The organism is Pseudomonas cuatrocienegasensis, assembly GCF_900110925.1.
Taxonomy (GTDB): domain Bacteria; phylum Pseudomonadota; class Gammaproteobacteria; order Pseudomonadales; family Pseudomonadaceae; genus Aquipseudomonas; species Aquipseudomonas cuatrocienegasensis.
Genome location: NZ_FOFP01000008.1, coordinates 141,499 through 156,217, shown reverse-complemented (window position 1 = coordinate 156,217; position 14,719 = coordinate 141,499). Strand labels below are relative to the sequence as shown.

Genomic DNA, 14,719 nt, shown 5'->3' with positions numbered 1-14,719 from the left:
ATTAGCACAGCTTATGTGCGCGGATTAGCAGATCACGTTTGTTGGACGACTCACCGCTGCGCCACGATGGAATCAGCCTTTTACCCATCAAGCGCGTCGCCGGAGAGTTCGAAGATGACCACTGCCCCCCTCGTTACCCTGAGAAAACTGCTGTGCATCGCTGGCGTGTTGCTGGCGACCCAGGCCCAGGCCGATCTGCTCGATGAGATCAAGGCGCGCGGTGAGATCGTGGTCGCCACCGAGGCGCGCTATGCCCCGTTCGAGATGCTCGAAGACGGCAAGATCGTCGGTTATGGCAAGGACATGCTCGACGAGATCCTCAAGGACCTGCCGGGGGTTCAGCTCAAGCAACTGGACCTGCCGTTCCAGAGCATCCTCGCCGGCCTGTCGGCCAAGCGTTACGACATTGTCGTCACCTCGCTAATGATCACGCGACAACGTCTGGATGCTTATGCCTTCACCAACCCGATTTCCGATGCGTCGGTGGCCATCCTCAAGCGCAAGAGTGATGACAGCATCAATAGCCCCGAGGACATGGCCGGCAAGGTCATCGGCGTGCAGGCCGGCTCGGCCCAGTACACGGCGGTGCGCAAGTTCGAGAGCGAGGTGCTCGCCGGCAAGGGGCAGGCGGTGAAGGAGATCAAGGAGTTCACCGACTACAACGAAGCCTACGCGGCACTGGCTTCGCGCCGCGTGGACATCGTGCCGCAGGCATTGCCCAACCTGTCCTCGGTGGTCAAGTCGCGCCCGGAGATGTTCGCCATCGTGCAACCGCCCTTCGGCGACAAGAGCTATTACGCCTGGGCCGCCCGCAAGGATGCAGAGTCGGCGTCCCTGGTGGCCTTCTTCAATGCCGGCATTCTCAAGCTGCAGCAGAGCGGCAAGCTCGCTGAACTGCAGATGAAGTGGTTCGGTTTCACCATGGAGGTGCCACAAGGCGTCTTGCCCGAGCCTGCCAACTAACCCCTGTTTAGCTGTGCCTGCGCCAGGCGCAGGCGTGCACTCGACTGCAATGCGGCAGCGCCGCTGGAGACATCATGCCCCAAGACCCCAAGACCCAGCCGCGCTACACCGGGATCGCCACCTTTATGCGTACTCCGTACAGCCCGACGTTGGCGGAGGTGGATATCGCCCTGGTCGGCATTCCTTTCGACGGCGGTGTGACCAACCGCCCAGGCGCGCGCCATGGCCCGCGTGAGGTGCGCAACCAGTCGAGCCTGATGCGCATCATCAACCAGGCCACTGGCGTTGCCCCCTTCGAGCTGTGCCGGGTGGCCGATGTCGGCGATGCGACCCCGGAAAGTCCGTTCGAGCTCACCGCAGCGCACAGCGCCATCCAGGCCTTTTACGAGCCGCTGTGCGCCGCGGGTATCGTGCCCTTGTCGGTGGGCGGCGATCATTCGGTGACCCTGCCGGTGCTGCGTGCCCTGGCCAAGGATGGCCCCGTGGCGCTGGTGCATTTCGATGCCCATTGCGATACCGGCGATTTCTACCTGGGCTCGCGTTTCCATCACGGCTCGCCGTTCAAGGTGGCGGCCGAGGAGGGCCTTATCGACCCGCTGAAGACCATTCAGATCGGCATCCGTGGCGGGGTCACCGACCGCGATATCTGGAAGTTCAGCTACGACAGCGGTATGCGCGTCATCAGCATCGAAGAGTTCTACCAACTGGGCCTCAGTGCGGTGATCGAGGAGATTCACCGGGTGGTGGGCGATGCTCCGGTCTATGTCACCTTCGATGTGGATGGGCTCGACCCCGCCTATGCGCCGGGTACGGGCACCCCGGAAATCGGTGGCTTCACGCCTTTCGAGGCGCAACAGATGATCCGCGCCCTGGGCGATCTGGACATCATTGGCGCCGACGTGGTGGAGGTGTCGCCGCCGTTCGACCCGAGCGGCAACACGGCCCTGGTCGGCGCCACCCTGCTGTTCGAGTTGCTCTGCGTCAGTGCCCTGGCCTGGCAGCGGCGGCAGACCTCACGCGAGGCCTAAGCATGTTCGACATGACGGTGGTGCTCGACTATCGCGGTGCCTTGCTGCACGGCCTGTGGATGACCGCCTGGATTTCCGCGCTGGCGATTGTTCTGGGCTTGGTCATCGGCGTGCTGGCGGCGATCGCGCGAGTCTCCTCCCATCGCCTGTGGCGCGCCTTGGCCGCTGTGTATATCAGTGCCCTGCGCGGTACGCCGCTGCTGGTACAGCTGGCGGTGATCTTCTTCATGTTGCCGCTGATCGGTGTGCAACTGCCGGCGCTGCTGGCCGCGATCATCGCCCTGGCGCTCAACAGCGGTGCCTCGCAGGCCGAGATTCTGCGTGGTGGCTTCGCCACTCTGCCGCCCGGGCAGACCGAGGCGGCCTGGGACATCGGCTACACGCGCTGGCAGGTGTTGCGTTATGTCCAGCTGCCGCAGGTGCTGCGGGCGACCATTCCAGCGCTGGTCAACGAGACCATCGACATCATCAAGAACTCCTCGCTGGTGTCCACCATCGCCGTCACCGAGTTGATGCGCGTGGCGCATACCTATTCGTCTACCACCTATCGGCCGATCGAGTTCTTTCTCGCGGCCGGGCTGCTCTACCTGCTGCTGACCCTGACGGTCAGCCAGGCGGGCCGGTACCTCGAACGGCGGCTGCGCCATGCATAGGGGCCAGCGATGAACCTACATCTATATGTGGACTACGGCCCCCTGCTGCTGCGCGGCCTGTTCTTCACCCTGGCGGTGAGCTTCGGCGCCCTGTTGATCGGTCTGCTCTGGGGGCTGCTGTTGTGCCTGTTGGGTCAGTTGAATAACCCGTTGAGCCGGGCGCTGTACCAGCTCTATATCACCCTGTTTCGCGGGACGCCGCTGCTGGTGCAGATCTACCTGGTGTTCTACGGCGGCCCCTTTGTCGGCATCGAGCTCAGCGCGTTGCAGGTTGGCGTGGTCGGTCTGGGCATGTATAGCGCAGCCTATTTTGCCGAGATCTATCGCAGTGGCTTTCTCAGCATCGCGCGGGGGCAGATCGAAGCTGCGCGCGACCTCGGGTTTTCCCGCTGGCAGATCCTCACCCAAGTGAAGTTGCCACAGATGCTGGGGCTGATCCTGCCTGCCGTGGTCAACCAGACCATTTTGCTGGTGAAGGAGTCGGCGATCCTGTCGGTGATTACCGTGCCGGAAATGCTGAGCGCCGCCAGCCGCATGTCTACCGAGACCTTCAGCTTTATCGAACCCTACCTGTTCCTGGGCCTGAGCTACTGGCTCATCACCTTTGCGTTGGCCCGTGCCGCGCGCCTGCTGGAACGGCGCACCAGCCGCTACAGCGCCCGACCCTGAGGAGCCCTGCGCAAGATGAACAACCCGATCATCAAGCTGATTGACGTGACCAAGCGCTTTGCCGACAACCTCGTGCTCAAGGGCATCAGCCTGGAGGTGAACGCGGGGGAGGTGGTGTGCATCATCGGCGGGTCCGGTTCGGGCAAGAGCACGCTGCTGCGCTGCATCGATTTTCTCGAGCACTACGACAGTGGTGAGGTGCTGGTGCAGGGGCGGATGATCGGCTACGGCGCCGACCCACACGGCAACTTTATCCGCCTGCCCGAACGGGTGGTGCAGCAGGACCTGGCCAATGTGGTCATGGTGTTCCAGCAGTTCAACCTGTGGCCGCACAAGACCGTGCTGGAAAACGTCATGGCACCCCTGCGCCTGGTCGCTGGCATGGACCGGGCGCAGGCCCGGGACAAGGCCCTGGCCGTTCTGGGCAAGGTCGGCATGGCGCACAAGGCCGACGCCTATCCCGCCACCCTGTCCGGTGGGCAGCAACAACGTGTGGCGATTGCCCGGGCCCTGGGGCGTGAACCGAAGATCATGCTGTTCGATGAGCCCACCTCGGCACTCGATCCGGAATTGGTGGGCGAGGTGCTCAAGGTCATGCGCGCCCTGGCGGATGAGGGTATGACCATGGTGGTGGTCACCCATGAAATGGGCTTCGCGGCCCAGGTCGCTGACAAGGTGGTCTTCCTGGCCAATGGCCTGATCGAAGAACAGGGGCCGCCCTCGGCGCTGTTTGGCGCACCGCAGTCGCCGCTGCTGCAGAGCTTTCTGGCGACCTGGACGGAGCGCAACGGCGGCGTTACCGGGGCGTAGGGTCTGCGCGCAGGCATCGGCTGACGTTTGCCCTGTGCAGCGCATTCCGGTAGCTTTGCCGGCATGCGCGCAAGGGTTTGCGCGCCTTGCGGCGGCGGGGCATTCCCGTTGCCTGCCCAGCGCCCTCGACTGCCTTTCGCACTGCATGTGCGACTGCCTGCGGCGCCTTCTCTCATACCCTGTCTAGAACCAAGGTTATCCATGGCTCAATACGTCTACACCATGCATCGGCTGAGCAAAGTAGTGCCGCCGAAGCGGGAAATCCTCAAGAACATCTCCCTGTCGTTCTTTCCGGGCGCCAAGATCGGCGTGCTCGGCCTCAACGGTTCGGGTAAATCCACCCTGCTGAAAATCATGGCCGGGGTCGATACCGAGTTCGACGGTGAAGCCCGTCCGATGCCGGAGCTGAATGTCGGCTACCTGCCCCAGGAGCCGCAGCTCGACCCGAACAAGACCGTGCGCGAAGTGGTGGAAGAAGCGGTCAGCGTGATCAAGGACGCCCAGGCGCGCCTCGACCAGGTCTACGCCGCCTACGCCGAGCCGGATGCCGATTTCGACAAGCTGGCTGCCGAGCAGGCCAAGCTTGAAGCCATCCTGCAGGCCAGCGATGGGCATAACCTGGAGCGCCAGCTGGAAGTGGCTGCCGACGCCCTGCGTCTGCCGGCCTGGGACGCCAAGGTGGCCGTGCTCTCCGGCGGTGAGAAACGCCGCGTGGCGCTGTGCCGTCTGCTGCTGTCGGCCCCCGACATGCTGCTGCTCGATGAGCCAACCAACCACCTGGATGCTGACTCCGTCGCCTGGCTGGAGCACTTCCTCCACGATTTCCCGGGCACCGTGGTCGCCATTACCCACGACCGTTACTTCTTGGATAACGTCGCCGGCTGGATACTCGAGCTCGACCGCGGTGCGGGTATCCCGTACGAGGGTAACTATTCCGGCTGGCTGGAAGCCAAGTCCGACCGTCTGGCCGCCGAATCCAAGCAACAGTCGGCCCACGAAAAGGCCATGAAGGAAGAACTGGAGTGGGTGCGCAAAGGCGCCAAGGCCCGCCAGTCGAAATCCAAGGCGCGCTTGCAGCGCTTCGAGGAAATGCAATCCCAGGAATTCCAGAAGCGTTCGGAAACCAACGAGATCTATATCCCGGCCGGCCCGCGTCTGGGTGATAAGGTCATCGAATTCAAGAACGTCTGCAAAGGCTATGGCGACCGTGTGCTGATCGACAACCTGTCGTTCGCCATGCCCAAGGGCGCCATCGTCGGCGTGATCGGCGGTAACGGTGCCGGTAAGTCGACCCTGTTCCGCATGCTGATGGGCAAGGAGCAGCCGGATTCGGGCAGCATCGAAGTCGGCGATACCGTGCAGCTTGCTTGCGTGGATCAGAGCCGTGACGACCTCGATGGCAACAAGACCGTGTTCGAGATGATTTCCGACGGTTCCGACCAGATCCGCATCGGCAACTATGAAATCCCCTCGCGCACCTATGTCGGTCGCTTCAACTTCAAGGGCGGTGACCAGCAGAAGTTCGTCAAGGACCTCTCCGGTGGTGAGCGCGGGCGTCTGCACCTGGCGCTGACCCTGAAAGAGGGCGCCAACGTGCTGCTGCTCGACGAACCGTCCAACGACCTCGACGTGGAAACCCTGCGCTCGCTTGAAGAAGCGTTGCTCGACTTCCCCGGCGCCGCCATTGTGATCTCTCACGATCGCTGGTTCCTCGACCGCGTGGCAACGCACATCCTGGCCTACGAAGATGATTCGCAGGCAGTGTTTTTCGAGGGCAACTACACCGAGTACGAAGCCGATCGCAAGAAACGTCTGGGCGAGGCAGCGGCCCAGCCACACCGGGTCCGCCACAAGAAACTGGCGCAGTAATAGCCGGGATGATCAGCGAAACGGGGCCAAAAGGCTCCGTTTTGTTGTATGTAGTGGTGGCTGTATGCTGGCAAGCTCGGTAATCTTGACAAAATGGTCAAAAAACAGACCTGTCGAGTTTCTATTCAAGACAGGCGCAGAGTTTTATTCGCTTGGGGAGCGCCATGGCAGCATTGGGTTTACGCGGCAAGTCACTGCTGGCGCTGCTGTTCACCTTCATCCTGGCGTTCGGGCTTGCGGCGCTGGTGGGGCGCGAAGCCTTGCAGGGGGTGCAGAATCGCTTCGGTGATGCCTATGCGCGCAATGAGGTCCAGCTCAACCGCGAGCGCTTGTTCGCCCCGGTCACCCGGGAATTGGCGCTGGCCCAGCGCCTGGCAGAATCGCAGCTCACCCTGGCCTGGCTGAACGACGAGCAGAACCCGCAAAAGCGCGCACTGTTCTTCCGCGAGGCCGACGGTTACCAGCGTGCCTTCACCGACCATGCCTACTTCGCCGCCTCGGCGCAAAGCCATGGCTACTACTCCAATAGCGCTGAGCAAGTGCCCAGCGATGCACCCCGTTATCAACTGAGCGCCGATACCGATCGCGATGAGTGGTTCTATGCCGTGCTCAACTCAGACGCGCCTTATCACCTGAACGTCGACCAGTCGGCGGTCACCGAGGACATCAAGGTCTGGTTCAACATCGCGGTGCGTGATGGTGAGCGGCGCATTGGCGTGGTGGGCTCGGGTATCAGCCTGAATGCCTTTATCAATGACTTCATCAAGGTCGACAAGGCCGGCGTCGAGTCCATGGTGCTGGACAGTACCGGCGCGATTCTGGTCCACCCGAACGCCAACCTGATCACCCTGAATGCCGAGACCCAGCAAGGCCGCTCACTGTCGACCAATATCCTGGGTCTGCTCGACGACATCGAACAGGCTACCGCGCTACGCCAGCGCATGGCGCAGAGCCGCGCCGAACCCGGCAGTGTGGCCACCTTGTCGGTGTTGCTGGACGGCGAGCCGCGCTTGTTGGCCTTGACCTGGATACCTGAGCTGCAGTGGTTCGTGGCCAGTGCGGTGGACCTGCGCACGGCCCAGGTGATCGAGTTCAAGTCGCTGCTGCCGGCGATTGTCTCGGTGATGTTGCTGTTCCTGCTGCTGATTATTGTCGGCGCCTGGCTGGTCGACCAGCGTGTCCTCAAGCCTCTGCGCCAGCTGCGCAAAAGTGCTCAGGCGATTGCTGCAGGCCAATATGGCGTGTCGCTGCCGACCGAGCGTGACGATGAGATCGGCGAGTTGAGTGCCGCCTTCGGCGTCATGGCGCAAAAGGTTCGCAACCATACCAGCGAGCTGGAAAACCGCGTCCGCGAGCGCACCCAGGCACTGGAACAGGCCAACAGCGAAATGGCGGCGGCGCACAAGAAGATCGACGACTCGATCGACTACGCCAGCCTGATCCAGCATGCCATATTGCCGCAGCGGCAACTGGTCAGCGCCCTGGGTGAGCGCCATGCGGTGCTCTGGCGCCCGCGCGATGTGGTCGGCGGCGATTTCTACGTCTACCGCGCCGGTGAGGGCGGCTGCCTGTTTGGCGTGGTCGACTGTGCCGGCCATGGCGTCCCGGGGGCGCTGATGACCATGCTTGCCCATGCCTCCATCGATCAGGCGATCAGCGAGGCGGGGCTGGCTGATCCGGCGGGCATTCTCAGCCGTACCGATCGTATTGTGCGGGCCATGTTGCGCGATGACAGTGAACGGCAGGCGTTGGCCACCAATATGGATGTGGGCCTGGTCTACGTCGATTTCGCGCGCCGCGATGTGACCTTTGCCGGTGCCAAGATTGCCCTCTACTACAGCGATGGCGACAGCGTCGAGGAGCTGCCGGGCGGGCGTCGGGCGATTGGCGACAAACGCGTGGGCGAGTACGTCAATGCTCAGGTCGCGCTGCAGGCCGGGCGTACCTTCTACCTCACCACCGACGGCTTTCTTGACCAGGCGGGCGGCGAGCTGGGTTATGGTTTTGGCAACAGCCGCTTTGCCGAGATGATTCGCCTGCACGCACGACGGCCGCTGGTCGAGCAGGGTGAGGCGTTCAGTGAGGTATTGGCGGCCTACCAGGGTGATTATGCCCAGCGCGATGACATTACGATGCTGTGTTTCCGTTTTGACTGACTACCGATTTCACCAACCTGGGAGCTGTGATGGAACCCCTTGACCTGTTCGGCATGCGCGAGAGCTACAACCGACAGCAGATCATGCTCTGCTTCAATGGCCCGATTTCCCGCAGCCTGATCGAAGAGATCGGCAATGCGCTGCGCAATTACCTGAGCTCCGAGAATGCGCCAGCATCCTCGGCGATGGATGTGTTCGCCGTGTATATCGAGATGACCCAGAATATCCGCCACTACACCCGGCAGAAGGACTGGACCGACCCGGAAGCGGGGGCCACTGTCGTGGTTGCCCGGGACGAGCAGGGCCGTTACGTGGTGTCGGCCGGCAACTTGATCGAATCGGCCGATGGCGAGCGCCTGCAGGCCGCGGTGCAGGCCCTGGCCGGGCTGGACAAGACCGAGCTCAAGGCGCGTTACAAGGAGCAGTTGCGCAAACCCCGCGATGAGCAAGCCAGCAGTGGCGCAGGCCTGGGCCTGATCGACATCGCCCGCAAGGCCAGCGAGCCGCTTGAAGCCACATTGCGCGAGGTCGATGCTTCGCGTTCGTTCATCAGCCTGCGTGCCGTTATCTGAATCACTCCACGAGTCATGACACATGAATGATTTTTCCATTGCCGGTACCCAGTCTTCCCCCGCCATTCGCGGTGACTGGGCGCAGGGGCTTCTTGCCATGCAGGGCGACTCCTATCCGGAGAACTCCTACGAGCTGTTCCATCAGGTTTTCACCTGGATCGAAGCCTACCTGGCCGATGCTGGCCGACCGCTGCACCTCGAGTTGCGTCTGCTGTACCTCAATACCAGCAGCATCAAGGCCATGATGGACATCTTCGACCTGCTCGAAGCCGCCCATCTGGCGGGCAAAGCCGTCTCGGTGAGCTGGCTTTACGACCAGCGCAATGAGCGGGTGGTCGAGCTGGCCGAGGAGTTCAAGGAAGACTGTACCTTCCCCTTCGATGTCGTCAGTCACGATTGAGCGAGCCTGCCATGATCCGCGACCGCACAGCCCTCGAAGAGCGCATCGCCAGCCTGCTGGAGGCCCCGGCGCAGGCTGAGAATCCGCTGTATGAGCCGCTAAGTCAGCTGTGGGAAGCGCACCACGACATGATGCGGCGTATCGACCGCATCAGTCGGATTTCCGACGCCTACCAGAGCATCGCCAAGCAGCGTGAGATGAGCCTGGCCGAGCGCCTGGAGAAACAGCTGCGGCAACTGGAAAAGGTGGCGCGTATCTCTGACCGCTACCAGCAGATGATGCATGACCTCAACAAGGCGCTGCGTCAGGCTTCCACCCACGACGCCTTGACCGGTATCGCCAACCGGCGGCTGCTGGGCGAGCGGCTCAAGGAGGAGGCCGACCGCAACAAGCGTTATGGTCGCTCGTTCAGCATTGCCATGCTCGACGTGGATCTGTTCAAGCGGATCAACGATCAGCATGGCCATGATGTGGGCGACCGCATGCTGGTTGAACTGGCGAGCGTGCTGGAAACCGAAGTGCGCGAGCAGGACCTGTGTGGCCGCTGGGGGGGCGAGGAATTTCTTATCCTGCTGCCGGAAACCGATCTGGATGCCGCCCAGCAGGTGATCGAGCGGGTACGTGAGCGCGTTCGTGAATTGACTGTGCGCGTCGATACCGAGCTGTTGATGGTCACGGTCAGCGCCGGCATTGCCCAGCAGATTCCCGGTGAGTCCTATTCGCGAACCATCAGCCGCGCTGACCTGGCCCTGCTGCAGGCCAAGCGCCTGGGCCGCGATCGCTGCGAGCTGGCGAGCGAGACGGCGGTCTAGGGTCTGTTGCCGTTTCGTTCGCGGCTGCGTTGCCGCGCAAAATCTGGCCAGACCAGCTGAAGTAGCAGGGTGTGCTGCGCGCACCGAGAGCCTGCAGGCTGCGCCGGTGTGCATGGCGCACCCTGCGGCCCAAGGCTGCGGCGCGGCCGCGAATCAGTAGTGATACCAGCGCAGCTCCAGTTGCAGGGTGTTTTCCACCTCGCCCAGTTGGCTGAAGTCCCGCTGTGCGCCCAGACGCAGCCCCAGGGCCGGAGTCAATTCCCACTGCTGAGCCACTGCCAGGCTGCGCCGCACTTCACCGTTATAGAAATAGTCGGCGCGCGCCTCGGCCAGCAGGTTACCGAGCGGATTGCGCCACAGCAGCCCGCCATTGAAGCCGACGGCAGGGGTGACAAAGGCGGCGAAGTCGGCGTTGTGCTCGACGCGCACGGTACCCAGGGTAAAGCCCAGTAAATCGTCGCCCAGCTGCCAAGTCGCCCCGGCCCCGCCGTTGATCTGGCTGACCAGCGTCGGTTCGCCATCGCTGCCCGGCACCCGTTCCAGGCCACCAGCGACCTGCCATGACCAGGGCTTGAGTAGCGCGGTGCGCGGGGTGAAGGAGCGGATGCTGGCGAGGTCGAAGCGCTGCACCTCCCAGTGATTGCCCTCGTACTGGCGCAGCTTCAGCTGGCCAATCTCGATCTGCGCGCCCAGGGGAAAGCCATAGGCGTTGTCGGCCAGGTCATGGTAGGCCATGCGCAGGCCGTACTCGGCGAACGCTTTACCGTCACGACTGCCCGCGCCGAGCTGCCAGGTGCGCGACGCGTGGCCTTGTTCCGGCAGGCCTGGGCGGTCGAGGGTCAGTGGTGGTGGAGGGTTACGGCTGATCGCGCTGAGCAGCTCGTAGCTGTTGCGCACGTCCTCGGGGTTACGTGCATCGCCCGTGGTGCGGTAGCGCAGCAGGCGGAAGGCGGTGTCCTGGATCAATGCCTGACGCGCTGCCGGGTAGGCCTGGAAGCCCGGTGCATCGCGCTGCTGCGGATCTTCGGCCAGGCGCTGGGCCCAGGTCTGCTCCTCGGCATCCAGGGTATCGGCACGGCCAAGCAGCTCGCGTTCGCGGGACGGGCGGTAGTCGATGCGCTCGACCAGCCCGGCGTCCTTGATTGCCCGCACGGTGTCGGTCGGTACCGCGGTCAGCGGGAACTGGTCAGTAAGTTCAAGCCCCGGGCGGGCAATTTCCAGCAGCTCCAGCAAACGGTAGGAGCAGTTTTCGTCGAAGAAGTAATAGTCGAAACGTACCTGCTTGAGCTCCCAGACATGGGTAACCATGCGCTGGGTTTCCGCCTCGCTGAGGTTCAGCCGGTATTCCCACAGGTCGCGGTTCTCCAGGCTGCGGTATTCGGCGAGCTTTTCGCGGTAGGGCACCAGGGCGAACAGCCCCGGGTAACCGCCCATCAGGCCTTTCCAGGCGTACAACATGCTGTTGTCGCTGCCCTCAATAAAGGCGCCGAAATTCAGCGCGTAGCTGAGCAGCGCGGTGTTGTGGCTGTCGACGTCGGCCTGGTCGATGCGCAGCAGGGTGTGGCCGAACATCGACGAGGGACTATTCAGGTAGGCCGCCGGGAAGATCAGCACGGTGCTGTGCGGGGCGATGTCGCGTAGCCAGGTGTCGAACTCGGCGCACACCGGCTGCGGCAGGTCGGTTAGCTCAAGCTGCTCGCGCAACCAGCGCGTGCGGGCCGGATAAACACACTGGGCATGGCGATCAGCCAGGTCTGCGCTCTGGTAGAGCGCGTTGAGGGTCGCTTGCAGCTCGGCCTTGGGGTTGTGTGCACCCTCGGCGGCGAGAAAAAATTTGTCATCGTCGACATAGCTGCGCCAGCCACCGAGCTTGCCGGTTTCGTAGTGGCCGAGGGCGATCCAGTAGGGCTGGTCGGCGAGGGCTTGCAGGCGCTGCTGGTCAAACGCTGGCGCGCTGGCGTGGGCGAGTGTGACGGCGCATGAAGCAAGGCAGGCGAAGATCCGTTTCACGTAGATTTTCTTGTAGGGAGGCGACGGCCGAGCTTTGGCGAAGCGCCGGCCCCTGTCAACCCATGCGGCGGCATGGGTGGGTGGTTACCGACGACGCGTAGAGTTCGGCGTTTTGCTTGGCCGCCCTGACGTTGTACTTTAGGCACATGCCAACGCAGCACTGCTGCGATCGTCCCGATTATGGCCTGATGTATACGGCCTTTGCCCTGTCCCAAGGATTTCCGATGCCCGATACCCTTGCTGCCCGTTTGCGGTTGGCTCCCGATGCACTGACCCGTCCCTTTGCCCCCGAGCAATTCGCGTTTACCAGTACCGATGACCTGGAACCCTTTCGCGGTGTGCTCGGCCAGGAACGCGCGGTCGACGCCCTGCAATTCGGCGTGGCCATGCCGCGGCCGGGCTACAACGTATTCGTCATGGGCGAGCCGGGTACCGGGCGCTTTTCTTTCGTGCGGCGCTACCTCAAGGCTGAAGCCAAGCGCCTGGCCACGCCGTCTGACCGGGTTTACGTCAACCACTTCGACGAACCGCGCGAACCCCGTGCGCTGGAGCTGCAGGCTGGTACGGCAGGCGCTTTTATCGCCGACATCAATGGCTTGATCGACAACCTGCTGGCGACCTTCCCAGCGGTGTTCGAGCACCCGTCCTTCCAGCAGAAGAAGAGCGCCATCGACCGCGCCTTCAACAAGCGTTACGACCAGGCCCTGGACATCATCGAGCGCCTGGCGCTGGAAAAGGACATTGCCCTGTACCGCGACAGCAACAACATCGCCTTTACCCCGATGCTTGAGGGCAAGGCGGTGGATGAAGCCGAGTTCGCCCAGCTTCCCGAGGCCGAGCGCGAGCGCTTTCATGCCGATATCGCGACCCTTGAGGAGCGCCTCAACGAAGAGTTGGCGAGCCTGCCGCAGTGGAAGCGCGAGTCGAGCAACCAGCTGCGCCAGTTGAATGAAGAAACCATCACCGTGGCGCTGCAACCGCTGCTCGCGCCCTTGTCGCAGAAGTACGCGGAAAACGCCGAAGTCTGCGCCTACCTGCAGGCGGTGCAGGTCAACCTGCTGAAAACCGTGGTCGACCAACTGGTCGATGCCGAGCGTGCCGATGCCCAGACCCGCAAGCTGCTCGAAGAGCAGTACTGCCCCAGCCTGGTGGTCGGCCACCATGCCCAGGGCGGCGCTCCGGTGGTGTTCGAACCCCACCCGACCTACGACAACCTGTTTGGCCGCATCGAGTACAACACCGATCAGGGCGCGCTCTCCACCAGCTACCGGCAACTGCGCCCCGGCGCGCTGCACCGCGCCAATGGTGGCTTCCTGATCCTCGAAGCAGACAAGATGCTCGGCGAACCCTTTGTCTGGGATGCGCTCAAGCGTGCCCTGCATTCGCGCCAGTTGAAGATGGAATCGCCCCTGGGCGACCTCGGCCGGATCGCCACCGTGACCCTCAATCCCCAGGTTATCGACCTGCAGGTCAAGCTGATCATCATTGGCGCGCGTCAGCTGTACTACGCGTTGCAGGACCATGATCCTGACTTCCAGGAGATGTTCCGCGTGCTGGTCGACTTCGACGAGGACATCCCCCTGGGCGAGGAAAGCCTGGAGCAGTTCGCCCAGTTGATGAAAACCCGCACCTCGGAAGAGGGCATGGCGCCGCTGACTGCTGCCGCCGTGGCGCGCCTGGCCACCTACAGTGCGCGCCTGGCCGAGCATCAGGGCCGACTCTCGGCGCGTATTGGCGATCTGTTCCAGCTGGTCAGCGAGGCGGATTTCATCCGCAGCCTGGCGGGTGAGACGCTCACTGACGTCGGCCATATCGAGCGTGCGCTCAAGGCCAAGGCCACCCGCACCGGCCGCGTATCGGCGCGAATCATCGACGACATGCTTGCCGGCATCATCCTGATCGACACCGCCGGTGCGGCGGTGGGCAAGTGCAACGGCCTGACCGTGCTGGAGGTTGGCGACTCGGCCTTCGGTGTGCCGGCGCGGATTTCCGCCACGGTCTACCCGGGCGGCAGCGGCATCGTCGACATCGAGCGTGAGGTCAACCTCGGTCAGCCGATTCACTCCAAGGGCGTGATGATCCTTACCGGCTACCTGGGCAGCCGTTATGCCCAGGAATTCCCCCTGGCGATTTCCGCGAGCATCGCTCTGGAGCAGTCCTACGGCTATGTGGATGGCGACAGCGCCTCGCTGGGTGAGGTCTGCACGCTGATTTCCGCGCTGTCACGCACGCCGCTTAAACAGTGTTTCGCCATCACCGGCTCGATCAACCAGTTCGGTGAGGTGCAGGCCGTCGGCGGGGTCAACGAGAAGATCGAGGGCTTCTTCCGTCTGTGCGAGGCGCGCGGCCTGACCGGCGAGCAGGGCGCGATCATCCCGCATTCCAACGTCACCACCCTGATGCTCGACGAGCGCGTGCTGCAGGCCGTGCGCGCCGGGCAGTTCCATGTCTATGCCGTGCGTCATGTTGATGAGGCGCTGAGCCTGCTGGTCGGCACCGATGCCGGCACGCCGGATGAGCAAGGGCAGTTTCCGGCGGGCAGCGTCAATGCCCGGGTGGTCGAGCGCTTGCGCGAGATTGCCGAGATCACCGAGATCGGCATGGACCAGGGCGACAAGGAAGAGGAAGTGGTCAAGGTCGAGGTGGTCGCGCCAGCGCCTGCGCCGGCCAAGAAGCCGCGCGGCAAGAAACCCGCCAGCGAGGCATAGGCTCAGTTGACGTTTCGTTCGCGGCAACGCGGCTTGCGACGAAACGTCAACAGACCCCAAAGGCGGCCA

Annotated in this window: 12 protein-coding genes; 11 read left to right on the top strand and 1 reads right to left on the bottom strand. The window is 63.2% G+C overall.

Translation table 11 applies throughout. The annotated features are described in order from the left end of the window. Positions 1–114: 114 nt before the first annotated feature. The 10 genes from BMW49_RS13040 (at position 115) to siaD (ending at position 9,932) form a co-directional block, all read left to right on the top strand. A complete protein-coding gene (locus tag BMW49_RS13040) occupies positions 115–963 on the top strand; it encodes a transporter substrate-binding domain-containing protein (protein ID WP_069519865.1) in 849 nt (282 codons plus the stop codon). A 74-nt stretch (positions 964–1,037) separates the two neighbouring features. Continuing rightward, positions 1,038–1,991 (top strand): agmatinase, encoded by a 954-nt coding sequence (gene speB, locus BMW49_RS13035; RefSeq protein WP_069519864.1) that lies wholly within the window; start codon positions 1,038–1,040, stop codon positions 1,989–1,991. Between the two features lie 2 nt (positions 1,992–1,993). Continuing rightward, the gene (locus BMW49_RS13030; protein ID WP_069519863.1) at positions 1,994–2,644 is read left to right on the top strand and encodes an amino acid ABC transporter permease; all 651 of its coding nucleotides are present in this window, start codon (positions 1,994–1,996) and stop codon (positions 2,642–2,644) included. Positions 2,645–2,653: 9 nt separating this feature from the next. Further along, the gene (locus BMW49_RS13025) at positions 2,654–3,313 is read left to right on the top strand and encodes an amino acid ABC transporter permease (RefSeq protein ID WP_069519862.1); all 660 of its coding nucleotides are present in this window, start codon (positions 2,654–2,656) and stop codon (positions 3,311–3,313) included. Positions 3,314–3,328: 15 nt separating this feature from the next. After that, complete coding sequence (locus BMW49_RS13020) at positions 3,329–4,123, top strand: amino acid ABC transporter ATP-binding protein (protein WP_069519861.1); 795 nt, start codon at positions 3,329–3,331, stop codon at positions 4,121–4,123. A 201-nt stretch (positions 4,124–4,324) separates the two neighbouring features. Then, positions 4,325–5,992, top strand: coding sequence for an energy-dependent translational throttle protein EttA (ettA, locus tag BMW49_RS13015; protein ID WP_069519860.1), 1,668 nt, complete (start codon positions 4,325–4,327; stop codon positions 5,990–5,992). Positions 5,993–6,156: 164 nt separating this feature from the next. After that, entirely contained in the window at positions 6,157–8,148 is a 1,992-nt protein-coding gene (gene siaA, locus BMW49_RS13010; RefSeq protein ID WP_069519859.1) for a biofilm regulation protein phosphatase SiaA, read from the top strand. Between the two features lie 29 nt (positions 8,149–8,177). Next, complete coding sequence (gene siaB, locus BMW49_RS13005; protein ID WP_069519858.1) at positions 8,178–8,720, top strand: biofilm regulation protein kinase SiaB; 543 nt, start codon at positions 8,178–8,180, stop codon at positions 8,718–8,720. A 22-nt stretch (positions 8,721–8,742) separates the two neighbouring features. After that, positions 8,743–9,120, top strand: coding sequence for a biofilm regulation phosphoprotein SiaC (siaC, locus tag BMW49_RS13000; protein ID WP_069519857.1), 378 nt, complete (start codon positions 8,743–8,745; stop codon positions 9,118–9,120). An 11-nt stretch (positions 9,121–9,131) separates the two neighbouring features. After that, positions 9,132–9,932, top strand: a complete 801-nt coding sequence (gene siaD / locus BMW49_RS12995; RefSeq protein WP_090390965.1) for a biofilm regulation diguanylate cyclase SiaD — start codon at positions 9,132–9,134, stop codon at positions 9,930–9,932. Positions 9,933–10,085: 153 nt separating this feature from the next. Here siaD and BMW49_RS12990 read toward each other — a convergent pair whose 3' ends face one another. After that, the gene (locus BMW49_RS12990) at positions 10,086–11,942 is read right to left on the bottom strand and encodes an Lnb N-terminal periplasmic domain-containing protein (protein ID WP_069519856.1); all 1,857 of its coding nucleotides are present in this window, start codon (positions 11,940–11,942) and stop codon (positions 10,086–10,088) included. 224 nt (positions 11,943–12,166) lie between these two features. Here BMW49_RS12990 and BMW49_RS12985 point away from each other — a divergent pair, with 224 nt between their 5' ends. Beyond that, positions 12,167–14,650 (top strand): Lon protease family protein, encoded by a 2,484-nt coding sequence (locus BMW49_RS12985; protein WP_069519855.1) that lies wholly within the window; start codon positions 12,167–12,169, stop codon positions 14,648–14,650. The last annotated feature ends 69 nt before the right edge of the window (positions 14,651–14,719 follow it).

Coding starts and splice junctions, on each gene's coding strand:
- BMW49_RS13040 (WP_069519865.1), top strand. CDS start 115: ATGACCACTGCCCCCCTCGTTACCCTGAGAAAACTGCTGTGCATCGCT.
- speB (WP_069519864.1), top strand. CDS start 1,038: ATGCCCCAAGACCCCAAGACCCAGCCGCGCTACACCGGGATCGCCACC.
- BMW49_RS13030 (WP_069519863.1), top strand. CDS start 1,994: ATGTTCGACATGACGGTGGTGCTCGACTATCGCGGTGCCTTGCTGCAC.
- BMW49_RS13025 (WP_069519862.1), top strand. CDS start 2,654: ATGAACCTACATCTATATGTGGACTACGGCCCCCTGCTGCTGCGCGGC.
- BMW49_RS13020 (WP_069519861.1), top strand. CDS start 3,329: ATGAACAACCCGATCATCAAGCTGATTGACGTGACCAAGCGCTTTGCC.
- ettA (WP_069519860.1), top strand. CDS start 4,325: ATGGCTCAATACGTCTACACCATGCATCGGCTGAGCAAAGTAGTGCCG.
- siaA (WP_069519859.1), top strand. CDS start 6,157: ATGGCAGCATTGGGTTTACGCGGCAAGTCACTGCTGGCGCTGCTGTTC.
- siaB (WP_069519858.1), top strand. CDS start 8,178: ATGGAACCCCTTGACCTGTTCGGCATGCGCGAGAGCTACAACCGACAG.
- siaC (WP_069519857.1), top strand. CDS start 8,743: ATGAATGATTTTTCCATTGCCGGTACCCAGTCTTCCCCCGCCATTCGC.
- siaD (WP_090390965.1), top strand. CDS start 9,132: ATGATCCGCGACCGCACAGCCCTCGAAGAGCGCATCGCCAGCCTGCTG.
- BMW49_RS12985 (WP_069519855.1), top strand. CDS start 12,167: ATGCCCGATACCCTTGCTGCCCGTTTGCGGTTGGCTCCCGATGCACTG.